Annotated in this window: 15 protein-coding genes; 6 read left to right on the top strand and 9 right to left on the bottom strand. The window is 39.4% G+C overall.

Going from position 1 to position 18,892, the window contains the following annotated elements; translation table 11 throughout:
* Nucleotides 1-200 precede the first annotated feature (200 nt).
* Nucleotides 201-398, top strand: a complete 198-nt coding sequence (locus AACZ88_RS19570) for a DUF6132 family protein (protein ID WP_339714096.1) — start codon at nt 201-203, stop codon at nt 396-398.
* Nucleotides 399-403: 5 nt separating this feature from the next.
* Here the strand turns inward: AACZ88_RS19570 and AACZ88_RS19565 are convergent, their stop codons facing one another.
* From AACZ88_RS19565 to rpiA, 9 genes are all read right to left on the bottom strand, one after another.
* On the bottom strand, nt 404-1,240 hold the full coding sequence (locus AACZ88_RS19565) for a universal stress protein (protein WP_339714094.1): 837 nt from the start codon (nt 1,238-1,240) through the stop codon (nt 404-406).
* A 33-nt stretch (nt 1,241-1,273) separates the two neighbouring features.
* Nucleotides 1,274-1,663, bottom strand: a complete 390-nt coding sequence (locus tag AACZ88_RS19560) for a DUF302 domain-containing protein (protein ID WP_339714092.1) — start codon at nt 1,661-1,663, stop codon at nt 1,274-1,276.
* A 17-nt stretch (nt 1,664-1,680) separates the two neighbouring features.
* Nucleotides 1,681-2,493 carry a universal stress protein gene (locus AACZ88_RS19555; protein ID WP_339714090.1) on the bottom strand — a complete coding sequence of 271 codons (813 nt, stop codon included), beginning with the start codon at nt 2,491-2,493 and terminating at the stop codon, nt 1,681-1,683.
* 218 nt (nt 2,494-2,711) lie between these two features.
* Nucleotides 2,712-3,299 (bottom strand): HD domain-containing protein, encoded by a 588-nt coding sequence (locus AACZ88_RS19550; protein ID WP_339714087.1) that lies wholly within the window; start codon nt 3,297-3,299, stop codon nt 2,712-2,714.
* A 162-nt stretch (nt 3,300-3,461) separates the two neighbouring features.
* Entirely contained in the window at nt 3,462-4,595 is a 1,134-nt protein-coding gene (locus AACZ88_RS19545) for an efflux RND transporter periplasmic adaptor subunit (protein ID WP_339714084.1), read from the bottom strand.
* Between the two features lie 10 nt (nt 4,596-4,605).
* Nucleotides 4,606-8,949 (bottom strand): CusA/CzcA family heavy metal efflux RND transporter, encoded by a 4,344-nt coding sequence (locus AACZ88_RS19540; protein ID WP_339714081.1) that lies wholly within the window; start codon nt 8,947-8,949, stop codon nt 4,606-4,608.
* 91 nt (nt 8,950-9,040) lie between these two features.
* Nucleotides 9,041-9,442, bottom strand: a complete 402-nt coding sequence (locus AACZ88_RS19535) for a hypothetical protein (RefSeq protein ID WP_339714078.1) — start codon at nt 9,440-9,442, stop codon at nt 9,041-9,043.
* Between the two features lie 171 nt (nt 9,443-9,613).
* A complete protein-coding gene (locus tag AACZ88_RS19530) occupies nt 9,614-11,182 on the bottom strand; it encodes a YdiU family protein (RefSeq protein ID WP_339714076.1) in 1,569 nt (522 codons plus the stop codon).
* 57 nt (nt 11,183-11,239) lie between these two features.
* On the bottom strand, nt 11,240-11,914 hold the full coding sequence (rpiA, locus tag AACZ88_RS19525; protein ID WP_339714073.1) for a ribose-5-phosphate isomerase RpiA: 675 nt from the start codon (nt 11,912-11,914) through the stop codon (nt 11,240-11,242).
* 165 nt (nt 11,915-12,079) lie between these two features.
* Here rpiA and AACZ88_RS19520 point away from each other — a divergent pair, with 165 nt between their 5' ends.
* The 5 genes from AACZ88_RS19520 to AACZ88_RS19500 all read left to right on the top strand — a co-directional run bounded on the left by AACZ88_RS19520 (nt 12,080) and on the right by AACZ88_RS19500 (nt 18,885).
* Nucleotides 12,080-13,345, top strand: a complete 1,266-nt coding sequence (locus tag AACZ88_RS19520) for a glycoside hydrolase family 88 protein (protein WP_339714070.1) — start codon at nt 12,080-12,082, stop codon at nt 13,343-13,345.
* Between the two features lie 85 nt (nt 13,346-13,430).
* A complete protein-coding gene (locus AACZ88_RS19515) occupies nt 13,431-15,527 on the top strand; it encodes a sulfatase-like hydrolase/transferase (RefSeq protein ID WP_339714067.1) in 2,097 nt (698 codons plus the stop codon).
* A gap of 360 nt (nt 15,528-15,887) precedes the next feature.
* The gene (locus tag AACZ88_RS19510; protein WP_339714063.1) at nt 15,888-16,289 is read left to right on the top strand and encodes a response regulator; all 402 of its coding nucleotides are present in this window, start codon (nt 15,888-15,890) and stop codon (nt 16,287-16,289) included.
* A gap of 75 nt (nt 16,290-16,364) precedes the next feature.
* A complete protein-coding gene (locus tag AACZ88_RS19505; RefSeq protein ID WP_339714061.1) occupies nt 16,365-16,910 on the top strand; it encodes a heme NO-binding domain-containing protein in 546 nt (181 codons plus the stop codon).
* The gene (locus AACZ88_RS19500; RefSeq protein ID WP_339714059.1) at nt 16,900-18,885 is read left to right on the top strand and encodes a PAS domain S-box protein; all 1,986 of its coding nucleotides are present in this window, start codon (nt 16,900-16,902) and stop codon (nt 18,883-18,885) included. The genes AACZ88_RS19505 and AACZ88_RS19500 overlap by 11 nt, the downstream gene beginning before the upstream one ends.
* Nucleotides 18,886-18,892 lie beyond the last annotated feature (7 nt).

The following is an 18,892-nucleotide window of genomic DNA, read 5'->3' as shown; positions in this document are numbered from 1 at the left end:
AATTCAGTAAAATAAATCATTTTACCCTTGCATGTAAAAAAAATATGATAACCTTTAGACCCTCTGAGAATGTATAATAAACTAATTGTTCCCTTAGTTTCTTGGGAAAGCGGAACCATAATAATTGGAGTTTTTGTAGTAGTGTGTATAGCCCTTGTGGGAATCGTAGTTGCGATGATATCGGGCGGAAAGAGAAAAGAATGACATCAAAAATTATTATCATAACAATTATTGGTGCCGCAATCGGTGCCATTGCAGGTTATCTATACTATGTTGAAATAGGTTGTATGAGTGGTACTTGTGCCATAACTTCTAAACCATTGAATAGTACCCTTTATGGAGGGGTAATGGGCGGATTGCTCTTCAATACTTTTGGTGGGAAATCATCAAAAGAATAGCTGGCTTATATTTTAAATGTGAGTACCGGTAAACTTGAATGATTGGCAACATCCATCCCGACACTGCCTTTTAAGAATTGGGCCAAGCCGCTACGACCATGGGTAGCAATTGCTATGGTGTCGGCTTTGACTTCTTCGGCGTAGGCGTAAATGCCCTTTTCTACCGAATAATCGGAGATTTGAACGATTTGTAAGTTTTCGGGTAAGTCGCCATGATGGGCAATTCTAAGAAAACTATCGATTTGGGCCTTAGTTTGGGAAGTACTGGTAAAATTGATGCCCGGTTGATTTACATAAACCATGTGTACATCAAGTTCCAATGCACTGAATAGCTTTAATGCATTTTGGTAAGCAGTTATATACTCTATTCGAAAATCAAAGCCAAAAACAATTTTGTCGATTTTAAAATGCTTGGTTCTTTTCTTGATGACGAGAACGGGTACTTCCGAAGATTGCACTACTTTTTCGGTATGTGATCCTACGAAAATTTCACCAAGACCTTCAGAACCATGTGAGCCCATCACAATCAAATCAATATTCTGCTCTTTTGCTACATTGTTGATTTCTCTGAAAACCTTATGGTTCTGCACCGTTTGGGTTATTTTGATGTCTTTTAACCAAGGACGGTTCAAAAACATATTGAAACGCTTTTTTGCTAGCTTCATGTAATACTCCATTTCCAAAAAATCTTGAGCTTCATTTTTTGCAACCGCTGTTTCAGACAGGCCAAGCATATGTAGCACCGCAATTTCGGCATTGTATTTTTTTGCCAAGGTAGCGGCGACTTCTAACGCCATCTCGGCATACTCCGAAAAATCGACGGGAACGAGTATTTTTTTCATGTATAGGATTTATTTCTTCCCTTTCGGCTTCGCTCAAAGGCCCTCGATCATTCTTTTTAACTTATCTCTTACTTCGCCGGCAATAACATTGAGACTGTCATTCGCTACCGCCTGCATCGAAGCTGCTGGGTCGACTGCCGAAATTTCAATGGAACCTGTGTTCTTTTCTTGTAAGATGACATTGCAGGGAAGCATGGTGCCGATAGTATCTTCGGCCAAGAGCGCCTTGTAGGCAAATGCTGGATTACAGGCACCCAGAATTTTGTAATTGCGGAAATCAACGTCCAATTTTTTCTTTAAAGTGGCTTTGATGTCTATTTCGGTCAATACGCCGAAGCCTTCTTTTTTTAGAGCTTCCGTTGTTTTTGCAATAGCTTGCTCAAAACCAATGTTATGAAGCTCTTTTTTGAAATAATAGTCCATGATACTTGAGTTTTAGTTTATTTGAGTTTTGGAAGAACCAAAAAAGGGACTTCCGTTTTAAAGACCACATTTCGGATGACAGGTTCTCGCATTAATTTTTCAAGGAAGCCATGCGGATTGGGGAACATGGCGACCATCTGTATTTTTTGATTCTCCTGTTCCATTTTAACTATAGCTGACGAAATGGAATCTTCTATATTAAGATATATAAAATTTGATTTAATCTCTTTGAAATGGTCCCCAAGTAACTCTTTGTTCCGCAGTTTGTCTTCGACAGAAAACTTTTTTCCCACACTGAAATACACGACAGCCAGCGTGCTATCACTTAATTTTACCATATTTATTAGGGGCTTCAGTTCTTCTGGGCTAAAGGCATGGTTAAGGTCGTTCGGAAAGAGAATTTCGTTGCTATTTGCATTCACTTCATATGTTGTGGGAACGGCTACTACAGGGCATGAATCTATATTCTTGATGACGTTGACCGCATTGCTTCCCATGTATATTTCCTTTAAAGCAGAGGAACCTTGGGTACCAATAAAAACAAAATCGGCCTGCTTTTCTTTGACAGCTTCCGAAATGGCATACAAAATAGATCCACTTATCAATACCGATTTAAAACTGTGTTGGGGGTTTTGACTTTTTTCTTTTAAACTTTTAACCAAATCCTTTAATTTCTCGTAGGTGGTTGTTTTATTTTCAGGTGAGGAAGGTATATTTTGGTAGGCGTGAAGAATATAAAACTTGGTTGCCCTTCCTCGAAAAAGCCAAAGTGCATAGTCTATGGCTTTCTGGGCGTTGAGCGAAAAATCGGTGGTGATCACTATTCTCATGATATTTTGTTTATTGGTGATTTTCGTGAAGTTGACCGTCTGTTTTTACATGAATCTTAGGCCGACGACAATTGATTAAAGTCAAAATTACTCCTGCTGCGATAGTAAACCCATGATATTTGTCAGTTTTAAGGACTTTAATTTTTATTGCCTATGTTGTTTCTTTTGGTAGTACAGCACTGCTGATTTTTACTTCCGTCTTAAAATGTTAAATAGGCTCAGTAAAAACTAAGTATGGTTTTAACCTTTTCTAAATTTTTTAGTTTCATGTCTTCTAGAACAGTTTGGCCATAATCTGTCTTAAATTTATGTTTTTCTAAGAATGCGAGATTTATTTTATGCCATTCTTTATCGCTGTAAGTCTTTATTTTTTCGAGTTCCCATTCACGTCGCAACAATAGTTTTTTACAGAAGAAAAGTTCTGTTCCAATATGGAATAGATCGGCATCACATAATACCTTGGCATGCAAGTTCGACGGGTGTTGTGGCATTTTGGTCGCATCGATGCAAGAAAGTACAATTTTAATTTTTTTGGTGTCGTATCCCACCGATGTGAGATATTCGTTCGCTAGTTCTTTACTTACTTCTTCGTGTCCGAAATAAGTCTTGGAATGCCCCGTATCATGAAACCAAGCTGCAATAATTATGGGTTCCGTTTCTTCAGAATCAATACTGGTTTCTTTAGCGATTAATGCCGCATGTTCGACTACTTCTTGCGTATGCGAGAGGTTATGAAAGGGTAATTTCTTACAATTAGAACTCGATAATATTTTTATACAATATTCCTTAGCTCTTGTAATAATCATGACAAATTTTTTTAGATATGTTGAATAAAAGCGATTATAGCAAAATCAATATTCTGGGGAAATATTAATCATAACTGCTAAAGGCTTCATAAAAATATTTAGAAACTGTCTATTTCGTGAACAACTCCCTATTTTGATTAATATAAATTTCAGGTATGACAATTATTCTCCTAATAGATTAAAGGCTCCCTTGGTCAAAAATTTAACCGTGGGCCGATAATTCTGTTCATTTTGAATCAACGTATAGCCTTTATAGTTATCCTTCACGTCTACTTCCATCTGATTGAAGTAGTAATTGCCATCGGCTTCACTATCTAGTACGAGTATAAAATTTTTGTCTCCTATGTTCACTACTGATTGGTCAGGCAAGGCCTTGGCATGGGCGGTGGCCGTAATAATGTCGGCTTCGACGAACATTCCTGTTAAAAAGTGGTTTTTTTCTTCTTCCATTAGATGCCCGTGCACCTTTATAGTGCGACCTTCCCCGATAACTGTGCCCACCAAATGTACTTCAGCCTCAAATGAATCTGGTGATGCTTCGGGAATTTTAAAAGTGATATTCTGATCTTTTTTAACTTTCATAATATCTTTTTCGAAAACGGATAGTTCTAAATGAATGTGGCTGTTGTCGATAATTTCAAGAATGGCCGTTGCTGGTGCTACATAGCTACCCTTGGTCACGTTCACTTTGGTCACACTTCCCGAAATGGGTGCGTATATTGTGGTTACGGAAGCGATATTTCCAGCTTCGACGGCAGCAGGGGAAAAATTGAGCATTTTCAATTGTTTATGAAAACCAGTAGCCTTTGCCTGTGCAGTTTTGTACTCGCTCTCGGCTTTTAAATAGCTCTTTTGCGAAGTGATGTTTTCATCGAACATTATTTTCTGGCGGTCGTATTCCGATTTTAAATAGTCCAATTGCTGCCTAATCTCCATGTACTCTTGTTGTAAGGTTACAAATTCAGGATTCTCAATAGTGAGTATTGCTTGGCCTTTTTTGACGACATCACCGATAAGTAGGGGCAGGGTCTTAATATAACCTCCCATAGTAGCACTAACTACCGAACGGTTTTCCGGTGGAACATCTATCATTCCGGTCGCTTTTACGATTACGGGAAATTCTTTTTCAGATAAGGTGCCTAATGCCATATTATTTTGTTCGAATTGGGCCTTGGTTAACTTGATACGGTCATCGCCGATGGCTTCTTTATCTGTGGTTTCCTTGGTATTGTCACCACAACTGAGGGTAATAAGAGATGTGATTAAAATGAATGTTCGATATATAGAATTTTTCATAAGTGCTTAATTAAAGAGTGATATAATTGATTTTGATGACTGCCTGGTTGTATCGGTTGAGATTCTCTAGGTAGTCTAGCTGCACTTGATACGCATTTTCCAGGCTTAGGATATATTGATAAAAATCTATTTCTCCATTTTTAAAACTTCCGTTTGCAGTCTTAAGAATTTCCGTAGAAAGCATTGTACCTTCTTCTTTATAAAAAATAAGTGCTTTTTCATATTTGCCCAACTCATCAAGCAGTTCTTGTAATCGGGCATTCAATTGAATGTTATATTCCTCCGATTCTTTAGTTGCAATGTCGGATGCAATTTTTGCAGCCTTAATACGTGATGATTGTCCGCTAAAAAACAGGGGTATTTTAAGCCCTAATTGATAACCGTAGAGATTGTTGTTGAGCTGCGAATTGGTTCCTTGAAAATAATTGAATGAAATATCGGGGAGTAATTTTTGCTTTTCAAAAGCGCTTGTGGCCCTGGCCAACGAAATTCTGTTATTGTAAAAATCCAACTCGGGACTGTCCGACAGCGCTATCGCTCTAAGAGGTGCTTTAGTGGCCGGCTCAACGGCAATTTCCAAAGGTTCTTCTACCTGAACGTATTTCATTAACGCCTTATAGGCGATTTCTACGTCTATTTGTGCCTTTTCAAACTGCACAGAAATTTGTCGTCTTTTCGATTGGGCTGTAATTTTCTCCAGATAGGTGGTGGCTCCTAATTCAAATTTTCGCGCGGCTTTACTTGAAAATTCGGCATACAAACTATCTAATTGCCTGTAGATGTTTTCTTTTTTCTTTGCGTATTGAAACTCATAATAAGTAGCCGTCACAGCACGTTCTAGGGCTTTTTTCTGAATTTCGAAACTATTCGTTGCCAGTTTGTAAGTATTCTTATTTACTCGTTTTTCAGCAAAGTAAACTGTAGGAAACAAGAAATCTTGCTGTATGCCAATGACATCTAATGGCACCTCATTGATGGCAAGGTTGTTCTCGTCATATTCATAATAAAGATGCGTTTTGTTAAAACTGAAGGCACTATTTATTAGCGCGTTGGTACGGAATGTTTCCAATTGATCCGCATTTAACGCCGCATTATTTTCAATGGCCATAGGAATCAATTCTTGTAATTCTTTTGGTGATCCCTGGGCTTGTGCGCCCATTCCGAACAAGAACGTAGCCACAGTTATCATCGTAGCAATATTTATGGATGATGATTTCTTGTTCTTTTTTTCCATTTTATTATATAAAGCATAGAGAACCGGAAGCACAACGAGCGTAAGTATGGTAGCCGTAAAAAGGCCACCAATGACAACCGTCGCAAGTGGCCGCTGTACCTCTGCTCCTGCATTGGTCGATATCGCCATGGGCAAGAAGCCCAAAGCGGCTGCCGACGCTGTTAATAAAACCGCTCGTAGGCGGTCTTGGGTACCTTGTTTAATAAGTGCATCTATAGTTGTAAATGGCTGTTTCTTAAGCTCCTTGAAATGCTCGATCAACACGATGCCATTAAGTACCGCGATGCCAAATAAAGCTATAAAGCCCACGCCGGCGGAGATGGAAAATGGCAGGCCTCTTATCCATAGCAACAATATACCGCCAACCGCGGCAAGGGGAATAGCGGAGTAAATCAATAGTGCCTCCTTGACCGATTTAAAAGCAAAGTACAATAAGACAAAAATAAGCAGTAGTGCAATGGGCACAGCAATCAATAATCTGGCTCTTGCACTTTGTAGATTTTCAAATTGGCCGCCGTAAGTAATGGAATATCCAATGGGTAGGTTTATATTTTCTTCAATCAGTCTTTGAACATCATCGACCACTGATTGAAGGTCGCGGTCACGGACATTCACACCTACCACAATTCTACGTTTTGTATCGTCGCGTGAGATTTTGGCTGCTCCTTTTTTGTATGTTATTTCGGCAAGTTCGCTCAAGGGGATTTTGCCGCCCGCAGGCAAATCGACATAAAGATTTTTAAGGTTGTCGATATCTTGTCTATTCTTTTTCTCTAACCGCATTACGAGGTCAAACCGCTTTTCTCCCTCGAAAACGCTTCCCGCTGTTTTTCCTGCAAAACCCATAGAAACCAAATTGTTTATATCATGAATATTAAGGCCATAACGCGCGATTTTAGCACGATTGTAGGTAACATTCATTTGCGGTAGACCAACGACTTTTTCAACTGAAATGTCTGCTGCGCCCGCAACATTTGAAATAAGCGATTTAATTTCGTTTCCTTTTTCTGAAAGGATGCCTAAGTCTTCCCCAAAAATTTTGATGGCAATATCGGCCCGAACACCTGTAATAAGTTCGTTAAAACGCATTTCAATGGGTTGTGTAAACTCTACTTCCATACCCGGAACGACAGAAAGGGCCTCCTTAAATTTATTGGCCAATTCGTCTTTTGAATCGGCAGAAACCCATTCTTTTTTGGGTCTCAATGTGATGATGACATCGCTTTCTTCCATCGACATCGGGTCGGTAGGTACTTCGGCCGCACCAATACGGGTAACCACTTGATTTACTTCAGGAAAATTGTCAATCAATATTTTTTCAATTTGCGTCGTCTTTTCTATGGTGCTGCTCAAGGAAGTTCCTGTTTTTAAAACAGGTTGAATAACAAAGTCCCCTTCGTCTAATGTGGGTACGAATTCGCTGCCCATGGTTGTAAATATGTATATCGAAATACTTAATAAAAGAAGTGCTGTAGCCAATACGATAGATTTGCTGCGTAAGGCCCAATCAATAATAGGGTCGTAACGTCTATTGATCCAGGCCATCAAGCGAACTGAGATATTTTTATTGGAATTTTTAGAGGGTTTTAAGAACAATGATGCAGCGACGGGCACATACGTAAAGCAGAAAACCATGGCCCCAATAAGCGCGAAACTGAAGGTCAATGCCATGGGTTTGAACATCTTGCCTTCAACACCACTTAGCGACAGAATCGGAATAAAAACGATGAGAATAATAAGTTGTCCGAATATGGCTGAGTTCATCATTTTAGATGCACCATTAAAGGTGATTTCGTCTTTTAGCGCTTGCTTTTCAGTATTTGATTGTTGAGACGATGCATCGATTTCCGATTTACGTTGGGTAATTTGAAAGGCGATAAATTCCACGATGATTACGGCCCCATCGATAATAATCCCAAAATCTATGGCTCCCAGACTCATTAGATTCGCATCAACACCAAAAATGTACATCAATGAGAGCGCAAAGAGCAAGCTAAGCGGTATGACCGATGCTACGACCAGCCCCGATCTAAAATTACCCAATAATAGAACTACGACAAAGATGACGATCAAACAGCCCAACACAAGATTTTCCGTTACGGTAAACGTAGTCTTGCCAATAAGGTCGCTACGGTCTAAAAAAGCATTGATATAGACGCCTTGAGGTAACGATTTCGATATTGAGGCTACACGTTCTTTAACGGCATCGATTACTTTTTTTGAATTCGCATCTTTGAGCATCATAACTTGGCCGAGAACTTTTTCTCCTTCCGCATTTCCTGTTATGGCGCCAAAACGAAGGGCACTTCCAAAACCTACTTCAGCCACATTTTTTACATAAATTGGAGTACCGTTGACATTTTTGACCACGATGTTTTCAATGTCTTCCAAAGATGTCACCAGCCCTTCGCCACGTATAAAATAAGCTTGATTCACCTTTTCGATATAGCCCCCACCACTTACGCTATTGTTCATTTCCAAGGCTGTGAAAATATCGTGTGCCGTAATGTTCATCGCATTTAATTTCTCGGTCTTTATGGCGACCTCATATTGCTTTAGAAGACCTCCCCATGTATTTACTTCTACAACCCCCGGGATACCGGAAAGTTGGCGTTTTACGATCCAGTCTTGAATTGTACGTAAATCTTCTGTGGAATACCGATCTTTGAACGCTGGTTCTACGTCCAAGGTGTATTGATAGATTTCTCCTAATCCTGTCGAAATCGGTCCCATTTCAGGAGTTCCAAATCCTTCCGGTATTTTTTCGGAGGCTGATTTTATTTTTTCGGCAATAAGTTGACGCGGTAAATAAGTGCCTAAATTTTCATCAAAAACTATAGTCACAACCGAAAGTCCAAATTTTGAAACGGAGCGAATCTCCTTCACACCGGGCAAATTTGCCATTTCCAATTCAACAGGATAGGTTATGAACTGTTCCATGTCTTGGGTCGACAAATTACGTGAGGTAGTGATTACCTGAACTTGATTGTTGGTGATATCAGGAACCGCCCCAATGGGGATTTGAGAAAGCGAATAGACTCCGAACCCGAATATAAATACTGTAAACAAGAGAACAACAAATTTGTTCTTAATACTAAAATCTATGATACGTGATAGCATAATTCATTGAAAAACATAAGTTATTACTAGCTCAAAACGCTATGGTGTTGAACTTGTGAACATGTAAATACCACTTTTAGCGGTAAATGAATTATACGAATCGGGGAGGTTGAAATGTACCTGTAGAATGCAAGGAGGAGGAAGGAAGCGGATAGTAGAAATTGGTCACTTTATCTTCCAGGTTTTGAAGTGACTTTAATTCGGACGAAAAGGTACTGAATACGATAGCAAAAGACGATGAAGTGCAATGGCCGTTGTTTTGAAAGGGTAAGTTTTCGTGGTCTCTTTTTTCTTCTTTGTGGTCGTTACTATGCTGTTCCTTTAATTCACCATAATGTTTTGAAATAAACACGAGTAAATTATCCCCGTATTTTTCCGCATGAAAATTGGCATGCTCCATAAATTCGTCCAATTGTACAATATCACCAAAGGTAATACCGAAGCTTTGAATCAACATCAGACTAGACATCAGTATGGAAAATAGCTTGACCATAGAAACAAAAATAACAGAAATAACAATGCTATGAAGTAACAAAAGTTACAAAAAGAAAAAAAATGTATTTTTTATTAACTATGATCTGTTAATGGAAATTATCACGGCTTGCCCTTATTACTAAATAGTGAGATATGAATTAATAGGTCGCCATTTTTTGAGATGGCTGCTTCATGAACTGCACGACAACATAGAGCAACCGACTTTATGTCGAGCCCATTCAGGGCGTTTTGCGAACCATTTTTCAGATTCAATCTGTTCATCATACGGATTTTTCAAAAGCACGTACAATTCATCAATAAGTGAAAAATCATCATTATCGGCTGCATCGATGGCTAATTGCGCCATGTAATTACGTAGTACATATTTGGGATTAATAGTATTCATTTTGTCCTTCCGTTCCTTATCGGTCAATTCTTCTTTCTTGAGGCGTTTGCGATAGGCAGAAAACCACGTTTGCCATTTTAAAAGTATTTCTTCTTTTAACTCACTCGGTACATAAAAAGCAGCTCCGACCACATCTGTGAATGGTGTTTCACTACTAGTTTCCTTTTTGAAATCACCCAACTTTCGAAAGAAAATCGTCATATCGGTTTCTGTCAGCTCTAAGTTTTCCTCTAAAGTATTAATGAGCTGAACATCCTCGGAATCATCCGTGAAAAGTCCGATTTTAGACTTCATCATTTCGAGATATTTGATTTGATACTTGGTTTTATAGGCTTCCAAAATGGCCTCCAAAGGCGGCGCTTCCCCTATCAGTGGGAACAAGGCGTTGGCCAACTGAAATAAATTCCAAAGACCGATATTCGATTGATTGCCATAACGATATCTTTTATATTGATTGTCAGTGGTATTGGGGGTCCAGCCTTTATCATAACCTTCTAGCCAACCATAGGGGCCATAATCTATTGTCAATCCTAAAATAGACATATTGTCAGTATTCATGACCCCGTGTACAAAACCTACACGCTGCCAATGAATTATCATATGCAACGTTCGGTCGGCGACTTCCTCGAAAAAGTTCAAGTACGTTTTCTTAGACGGCTTTCCTAAATCTGAAAAGAAATGCTTTAACGTGTAGTCGGTCAATATTCTAAGGATTTTGTCGTCTTGCTGCGCTGCAAGAATCTGGTAATTGCCAAAACGCAGAAAAGAAGGAGCTACTCTACAGACAATAGCACCTTTTTCGTATGCGGGATTGCCGTTGTAAAGCACATCGCGTAATACCTGGTCTCCTGTAAGGGCCAATGATAATGCCCTAGTGGTGGGCACTCTAAGATGGTACATAGCCTCGCTACAGAGGTATTCTCGTATTGAAGATCGCAATACGGCCAACCCATCTGCCGTACGGGAATATGGGGTTTTCCCTGCCCCTTTTAATTGCAATGCCCAACTTTTATGGTCATGTTCGACCTCGGCCAAATTAATGGCCCTTCCATCACCAAGTTGCCCTGCCCAATTTCCAAATTGATGCCCTCCATAACACATTGCATAAGGTTTGGTGCCTGACAGTACTTTATTGCCCGTAAAGACCTTTAGAAATAAATTGGAATTTAAATCCTCTTTAGTCAACCCCAGTGCTTCGGTCATTTCAAAAGAGGTATGCACAAGTTTCGGATGGGCGGTTTTTTTCGGTTCGACGAACGAAAAACATGCTTCGAGTACTTGCCTTCGTGTATTTTCCAAAACGGGGTCTGCGGGCAATTCTTGATTAAACGTATCTTTTATGTTCAAATTCATTTGTTCATTATTCGTTTATTGACGGTCATCATAACACGATGGGTGGTCGACTGATTCCTATTTTTCGATTTTAATGACCGAATCGCCTTTACCGACAAGTATGAGGTCTGTAGAATCTAGAAAAAGTCCGGTTTCGACAAGACCCGGAATTTTTAGCAATATTTCGTTTAGGCGTGGTATATCGTCCCATTCCCAAATATCAAGGTCAACGATCAGGTTATTTTCGTCGGTTTTATACGGGATTCCTTTCACCGATCGAAGTTTCGGTTTTAACCCCACCTGGTCCAATTCAGCCATAATATTCTTCGTGGCAAAAGGAATGGTTTCGATGGGCAGTTTAAATTTGCCTAATTTTTCAACTTTCTTGGTTGAATTGGCAATAATAACATTGTATTTAGAATTGTGAGCAACAATTTTCTCCCTTAAAAGCGCACCGCCGCCGCCTTTGATCAACTGCATTGATGGGTCAAATTCATCAGCTCCGTCAATGTTTATGTCCAATGTCATTGCATCTTCTAGAGAAACTAAAGGTATACCGACTTCACGGGCTAGTTTCGCAGTGGCGATGGAAGAGGGCACCCCCTTTATTGAAAGCCCCTTTGCGACTTCTTCCCCTAGCTTTTGAATCATAAATACCGCTGTAGAACCTGATCCCAAGCCAACCAACATCCCGTTTTCCACCAAAGCGACCGATTCGATAGCCGCTATTTTTTTTTCTTGTTCAGAGCTCATAGTGTATTTTAGGCGTCTTGTACAACCCCAAAGGTAATCAATAGCGAAATGATGCTATTTTAGCACCGATTTAATATATGTTAGGCTAAGGAAGTAGTGGGTATATTATTCACAAATTGTTTCTTTAATTGTATTTTGTGGGTTCATAAAAAAATTGAGCGTGCTATGAATGAAAATTTTGTCTATAAGTTACAATTGGGTCATTTCGGAAAAATCAGGTGTTTTCTACTTCTTATAGTATTGTTGAGCTCCTGTAAAAACAATAGCGAAAAGATTTCCGACAAAGCGGTGCCCAGTAGTGCCATTGAAAAAAGTGTAGACGTAGACGAAGCATTGTCTAGTGCGTTGCGACAGTTAGATCTTCAAACGGCGTTCGCCACAGAAGAAAATAGAATCCCGAGAACTGTCAATCCTGAGGGAGAAATGCATTGGACGAATCTGAAATTCGACTGGACAGAAGGTTTTTACCCTGGTAGTCTATGGTATTTGTATAAATACACTAAAGATGAAAAATGGAAGAGTGCCGCAACATCTTTTCAAGCGATGTTCGAACAACATAAAAACTTAACTACAAATCATGATTTGGGTTTTGTCTTCAACTGTTCATACGGCAATGGCTATGAATTGACTCAAAACACAGATTTTATGGCGGTCATGATAACGGCGGCCGAATCTTTGTCTACCAGATTTAACCCCAACGTCGGATGTATTAAGAGCTGGGATGTGGACAGGGGTTGGCAATCTGAAAGAAACTGGATGTTTCCTGTAATTATTGATAACATGATGAATTTGGAGCTTTTATTTAAAGTCAGTGAACTGACCGGAGATGATAAATACAAGGAAATAGCGATAACGCATGCGAATACGACTTTGAAGCATCACTTTAGGGAAGACAACTCTTCGTATCACGTTGTGGATTATGACCCCGAAACGGGAAAGGTTAGAAACAAAGAGACGGCCCAAGGTTTCGCCCATGAGAGTGCTTGGGCTAGAGGCCAAGCCTGGGGCCTGTATGGCTATACGGTCTGCTATCGCTACACTAAAGATGAGAAGTATCTTGATCAGGCTAAGAAAATAGCCCAATATATTTATGATAATAGACCGGCCGATGCCATACCTTATTGGGATTATAATGCCGACAAAATTCCCGACGAACCACGGGATGTTTCCGCGGCCACCATTATTGTATCGGCTCTTATCGAACTAGATAGTTTTACAAAAGAGTCGTACAGGGCGCAAATCGATGAAATTCTAAATTCTTTGGCTTCTGAGGAATATACCGCAAAAATAGGGGGGAACAATGATTTTATTTTAAAGCATAGTGTAGGCAGTATTCCTCACGGTAATGAAATCGATGTTCCTTTAAATTATGCCGATTACTATTATTTGGAAAGCTTATTAAGGTATGGACAGGCATATGAAAAGAATTGAAGCTAGTATTTAAGATAATATCGATATGAAATTAACGAGATTCTCCTTAATTGCGATAAATCGATAAAACAACATCCATAGAATTATGAGAAAAGTATATGGCATTATTAGTATCGTAGTGTTGCTGTTTAGCCAGCAGATGGTCAAAAGTCAGACTAAAAAGGCTACTGATAAGAGCAAGCCAAATATTATCTATATACTCACCGATGATTTGGGGTATGGAGATGTAGGCGTATTTTTTCAAAATCAGAGGAAAAAGAGAAATGACCGTAGTGAACCATGGGTATTCACTCCCAATCTTGATCAAATGGCTTCAGAGGGCGCAATTTTAACCCATCACTATACTGCGGCACCGGTTTGCGCCCCTTCAAGATCTTCTTTTTTATCCGGATTGAGCCAGGGCCATGCCAATGTTCGAGACAACCAATTCGATAAGGCATTGGCCGATAACCACACCGTTGGCAATGTTTTACAAAAGGCGGGCTACAAGACAGCCGCTATTGGTAAATGGGGACTTCAAGGTTCGAAGCGATGGTCTGAAAATGGTGATTCATGGCCTGCACATCCCTTAAATAGGGGTTTCGACTATTACTACGGATATATGCGCCATTCAGACGGTCACGAACACTACCCCAAAGAAGGAGTTTATCGTGGTCAAAAAGAGGTATATGAAAACAAGACAGAGGTAAGTAAAGACCTTGATAAGTGCTATACCGGAGATTTATGGACAGCCGTTGCCAAAAAATGGATTGTAGAACAGAGCCAGAATAAAGATAAGCAACCTTTCTTTATGTATTTGGCCTTCGATACTCCCCATGCTGTATTAGAGCTGCCGACACAGGCCTATCCTAAGGGAGGTGGCCTCAAGGGAGGATTGCAGTGGACCGGTACCCCGGGCCATATGATCAATACGGCATCAGGGGTAGTAGACTCTTGGGTACACCCAGATTATGCAATGGCTACATACGATGATGATAATGATTCTTCAACCCCCGAGGTGGCGTGGCCCGACGTATACAAGCGGTATGCTACTAGCACAAGACGTATCGATAATGAGGTGGGAGATATTCTGCAATTGTTAGGCGATTTAGGTATTGATGAAAATACCTTAGTGATTTTTAATTCGGATAATGGTCCGTCTATTGAATCTTATTTACCAAAAGAGCGCTACAAAGCAAATTTCTTTAACAGTTTTGGCCCCTTTGATGGTATCAAAAGAGATGTTTTGGAAGGAGGGGAGCGAACCCCTTTGATAGCAAGATGGCCGACACAAATTCCTGCCGGAAGTGTAGTCGATTCGCCAAACATTTCCTACGATTGGCTTCCGACCTTCTTAGATGCCGCAGGGCTCCCGGCACCTGCGAATAGTGACGGGGTATCGTTATTGCCTAGTTTAAGCGGACAGGGAGAACAAAAAGAAAGTTTGGTTTATGTTGAATATAATCAAGGCCGAAAATCACCCGAGTATGATGAATTTGCACCCAATAACCGGGGTAGGCTAAGAAAACAGATGCAAATGATGCGCATAGGCGATATTGTTGGATTACGCTATAATATTCAAGAAGCAGATGACGATTTTGAATTTTATAATGTAATTGACGATACCCATCAGGCGACGAATCTTGCTGGTAATGCGAACATGGCCGAACTACAAAAACGAATGAAAGAACGTGTCTTGCAAATACGGGTGCCCGATACTGCCGCGGCACGACCTTATGACGGTGAAGGGGTATCGGCCGTCTCTGTCAATGGATTAAAAAAGGGATTGCGTTGGAAAGCATATGAAAGTGAGGCTCCTTGGCTGGCCCGTGTTGACGATTTGATTCCCCTAGAACACGGAACTGCCAAAAGGCCTTCACTGAATCAGATCAAATCAAAGAAAGGAAATGTATACCTTTTTGAGGGATACATTAGAATCCCGAGAAGTGGTATATACACTTTTTTCTTAAGCGTTACGAACAAAGCTTTTATACGCATTCACGATGCCAGTGTGATTGATGCCGATTATGGATATTTGCCTGAAACGGTTAGGAAAGGGGCTATTAAATTAAAGGAAGGGTACCATCCGATTCGTATTTATAGCCAAAGCGATTCCGGTAAAGAACATAAATTTGATCTGCAATGGAAAGGCCCCTCTCTTTTACAAGCAGAAGTACCGGAAGCTGTATTTTTTTCGAAGTAAACAATGAATAGCTAGTTGTTCTTTATCTCACATAATAAAGTATTGACGGTCAAATACGGCTGTTTTTAAGATTGGACATTATGCTTGACTTAGAAATAATCACAGTGAATACCATACGAGCTGTTGAAACTTTATAAAAACAATAACGGCCCTTTAGTTTCAATGGGAGATTGCTATTTTATGAACAAACTTCATTCGTTGGTTTGTATGTTTTTTCTTTCTTTACGAAAAAATATTCAATTTTAAATCTACATAAAATTACCATTCACCGACACCAATCTACCATTCGCCCGTGTTGAAACCCTCAAATAAAGTACAAAAACGGAAATTTGTTTTAATAATTCGAAAAACAATAAAACTATGGACATTCTTTTAATTGAAGACGATACTATCGAAGTCATGAAATTACAACGCACCTTATCTAAGCTGCAACTTAAACATAATATTGTAAAGGCGAACAACGGTGAGGAGGCGCTCGAGATATTGAGGTCGGGTGAAAAGTCACCTGATATTATTCTATTAGATTTAAACATGCCTAGAATGAGCGGTATAGAGTTTTTAGAAATTCTTAAGGCCGACGATGTTTTAAAATACCTTCCTACAATTATATTGACCACATCTGAAAACAGGGCCGATTTACTTAAATGTTATCAAATTGGAATCGCTGGTTATGTTATAAAACCCCTAAAATATGAAGACTACGAATCAAAGTTAAATAAGGTCTTGGAATACTGGGACATCAATCAGTTGGTTAAAGGCTAACTAAAAACGGCGTTTCACAACAAAATTTTATGTAAAAGTCATACTTTTCCTACCTTTAAAAACTAAATCAGTTTTATGAAAGGTATTGTTTTTACTGAATTTTTGGAAATGGTAGAATCCAAGTTTGGCTTGGAAACCTTGGATGCTATAATTGAAAATTCAAATTTGCCTTCAGAGGGCAGCTATACTTCTGTAGGCACCTACGATTTTAATGAGATGGTGAGTCTCATTACACAACTAAGTGGGGTCACGAATATTCCTGCGGGTGACCTTATCCACGCTTTTGGCCTATACTTATTTGACGGGTTGGCCAAATCTCATCCTGAGGTAGTGAAAAGTTACAAGTCTCCACTTGCGCTGCTCTATTCAATTGAAGACCATATACATGTACATGTTAAGAAGCTCTACCCCGATGCTGAGCTTCCTACCTTCAAAATTCTGGATAAAACAGATACTACGTTATCCATGATATATTCTTCCTCAAGAGGACTCTATAGGTTGGCCCATGGCTTAATGGAGAAAACCTTCGAACATTTTAACGATACGGCGCAAATCACTTACCAGTTGTTGAAAGAAGACGGGACGGAAGTTAAATTTGATATCGTCACCAATGGAAAGTAAAGAGGTTCAAGTACTCAAGAGAGCGTTGGAACGCGAGAAAAAGGCACGTCATCAAGCAGAGAAAATATTGGAAGAAAAATCCAAAGAGTTATATGACGTTACCGAGCATTTAAAGGAATCTAAAAGTAAACTAGAAGATCTTTTATGTGAAACGACATCAGAACTTGACGGTAATTTTATCAATATAATTGATCCTTATGTGGTAATGGACCTAAAAGGGGAGGTTATAAAAATGAATAATTCCGCCAAGGAATTTTTAGGATATGACCATACCAAAGAACGTTTTAACCTTACATCGATAATTCATAAAGATTTTAGCCTATATACGGGTCAATCGATGAAAGCATTGATCGAATTTGGAAAAATTAATAAGTATAAGGCAAAAATAGTGACCAAGAATGGCGATGCCAAATGGGTAGAGGTAAACAGCAGCCTTATCTATGATAAAAAAAGAAGGCCCATTGCCGCACAAGGTATAATACGCGATATTACCCAAGAAATAGAGGTTAAACAACTACTTTCAGAGCAGCGCAAGCAATTGGATACTATTGTACAGAATTCGCCCTTAGGTATTGTTTTGAGGGTTGACGATACCATAGTAAAGGCTAACAATACCTTTATTGACCTTTTAGGATATAGTGAAATTGAGCTAAAAAAACTTAAAGTAAGTAGTTTTTCGGCTCCGGAGGATGTTGAGGCCAACGACCGGCTGACTTCTGAAATGAATGAGGGGAAACGTGATAAATTTACGGTGATCAAACGGTTGTTTAGAAAAAATGGATCTTGTGTCTTAACAAGAACTATAGTGAGTGCCGTCAAAGACACCAAAGGAAATCTCGAGTATCAATTGGTGCTGGTCGAAGATATTACCAAAGAGCGAGAGGCCGAAGTAAGATTAAATGCTGAACGCCAAAAATATAGCAGTATAATAGCCAACATGAACCTTGGTCTTCTTGAGGTTGATACCGATGATGTTATTCAATTGGTAAACCGTAGTTTTTGTACCATGAGCGGGTTTCGAGAGGAAGAGCTTTTAGGTAAAAAAGCATCCAATTATCTGAATATCAAAGATCAAGCACTAATTGCAGATAAGAACATAGCAAGGATCAAGGGTAAATCAGATTCGTATGAAGCTGAGGTCAGGGACAAATTGGGAGCCAAAAAATATTGGTTGATAAGCGGTGCCCCAAGATATGATGTGGATAAGAATGTTATTGGATCTATAGGTATTCATCTTGATATCACGAATCAGAAACTTCTTGAACAGCAAAAAGAGCGACTATTAAAGGAGCTTGAAAATAGCAATAAGGGCCTTCAAGAATATGCGCATATCGTTTCCCATGACTTGAAATCACCATTAAGAAGTATAAGTGCTTTGGCCACTTGGATTCAAGAAGATTATAAAGATGTTTTAGATGAGGCCGGACAGCATAACTTGCAATTAATGCAAGAGAAAGTGGCCTCCATGGATAAACTGATTCATGGTATTTTAGAGTACTCTACCGCAAATAGTTCTGAACTTGATAATTCAAAGGTTGACCTGAATACCGTAGTGGCAGATGTTGGAGAGAGTATTTTTATTCCTGAACATGTAAAACTTTCCGTGCCGGTATTGTTGCCCACCATTTTGGCAGATGATATTAAAATGCACCAGTTGTTTCAAAATATTATGGGTAACGCTGTGGTGCATATAGATAAAAAAGAGGGCTTGGTAGAAGTTCTTTACAAAGAAAACAAAACTCATTTGTGCTTTACCATTAAAGATAACGGGGTAGGTATTCCAAAGGAGTATCACAAAAAAATATTCGAAATTTTTCAATCGGTAGGCCATAACGAAAGATCAACCGGGATAGGGCTCTCCATTGTAAAAAAGATTGTAGATAGATATGGCGGTGAGGTTTGGGTAGATAGTGAAGTGGGCGTAGGAACAGAGTTTCACTTTACCTTAAAGAAAGAATTTTGCCAGTTAAAATAAGCGTTTT

Origin of the sequence: uncultured Kriegella sp. (assembly GCF_963975415.1) — a bacterium.
GTDB lineage: Bacteria > Bacteroidota > Bacteroidia > Flavobacteriales > Flavobacteriaceae > Kriegella.
The sequence above is the reverse complement of the archived record's forward strand: the minus strand, read 5'-3'. Positions and strand labels throughout refer to the sequence as shown.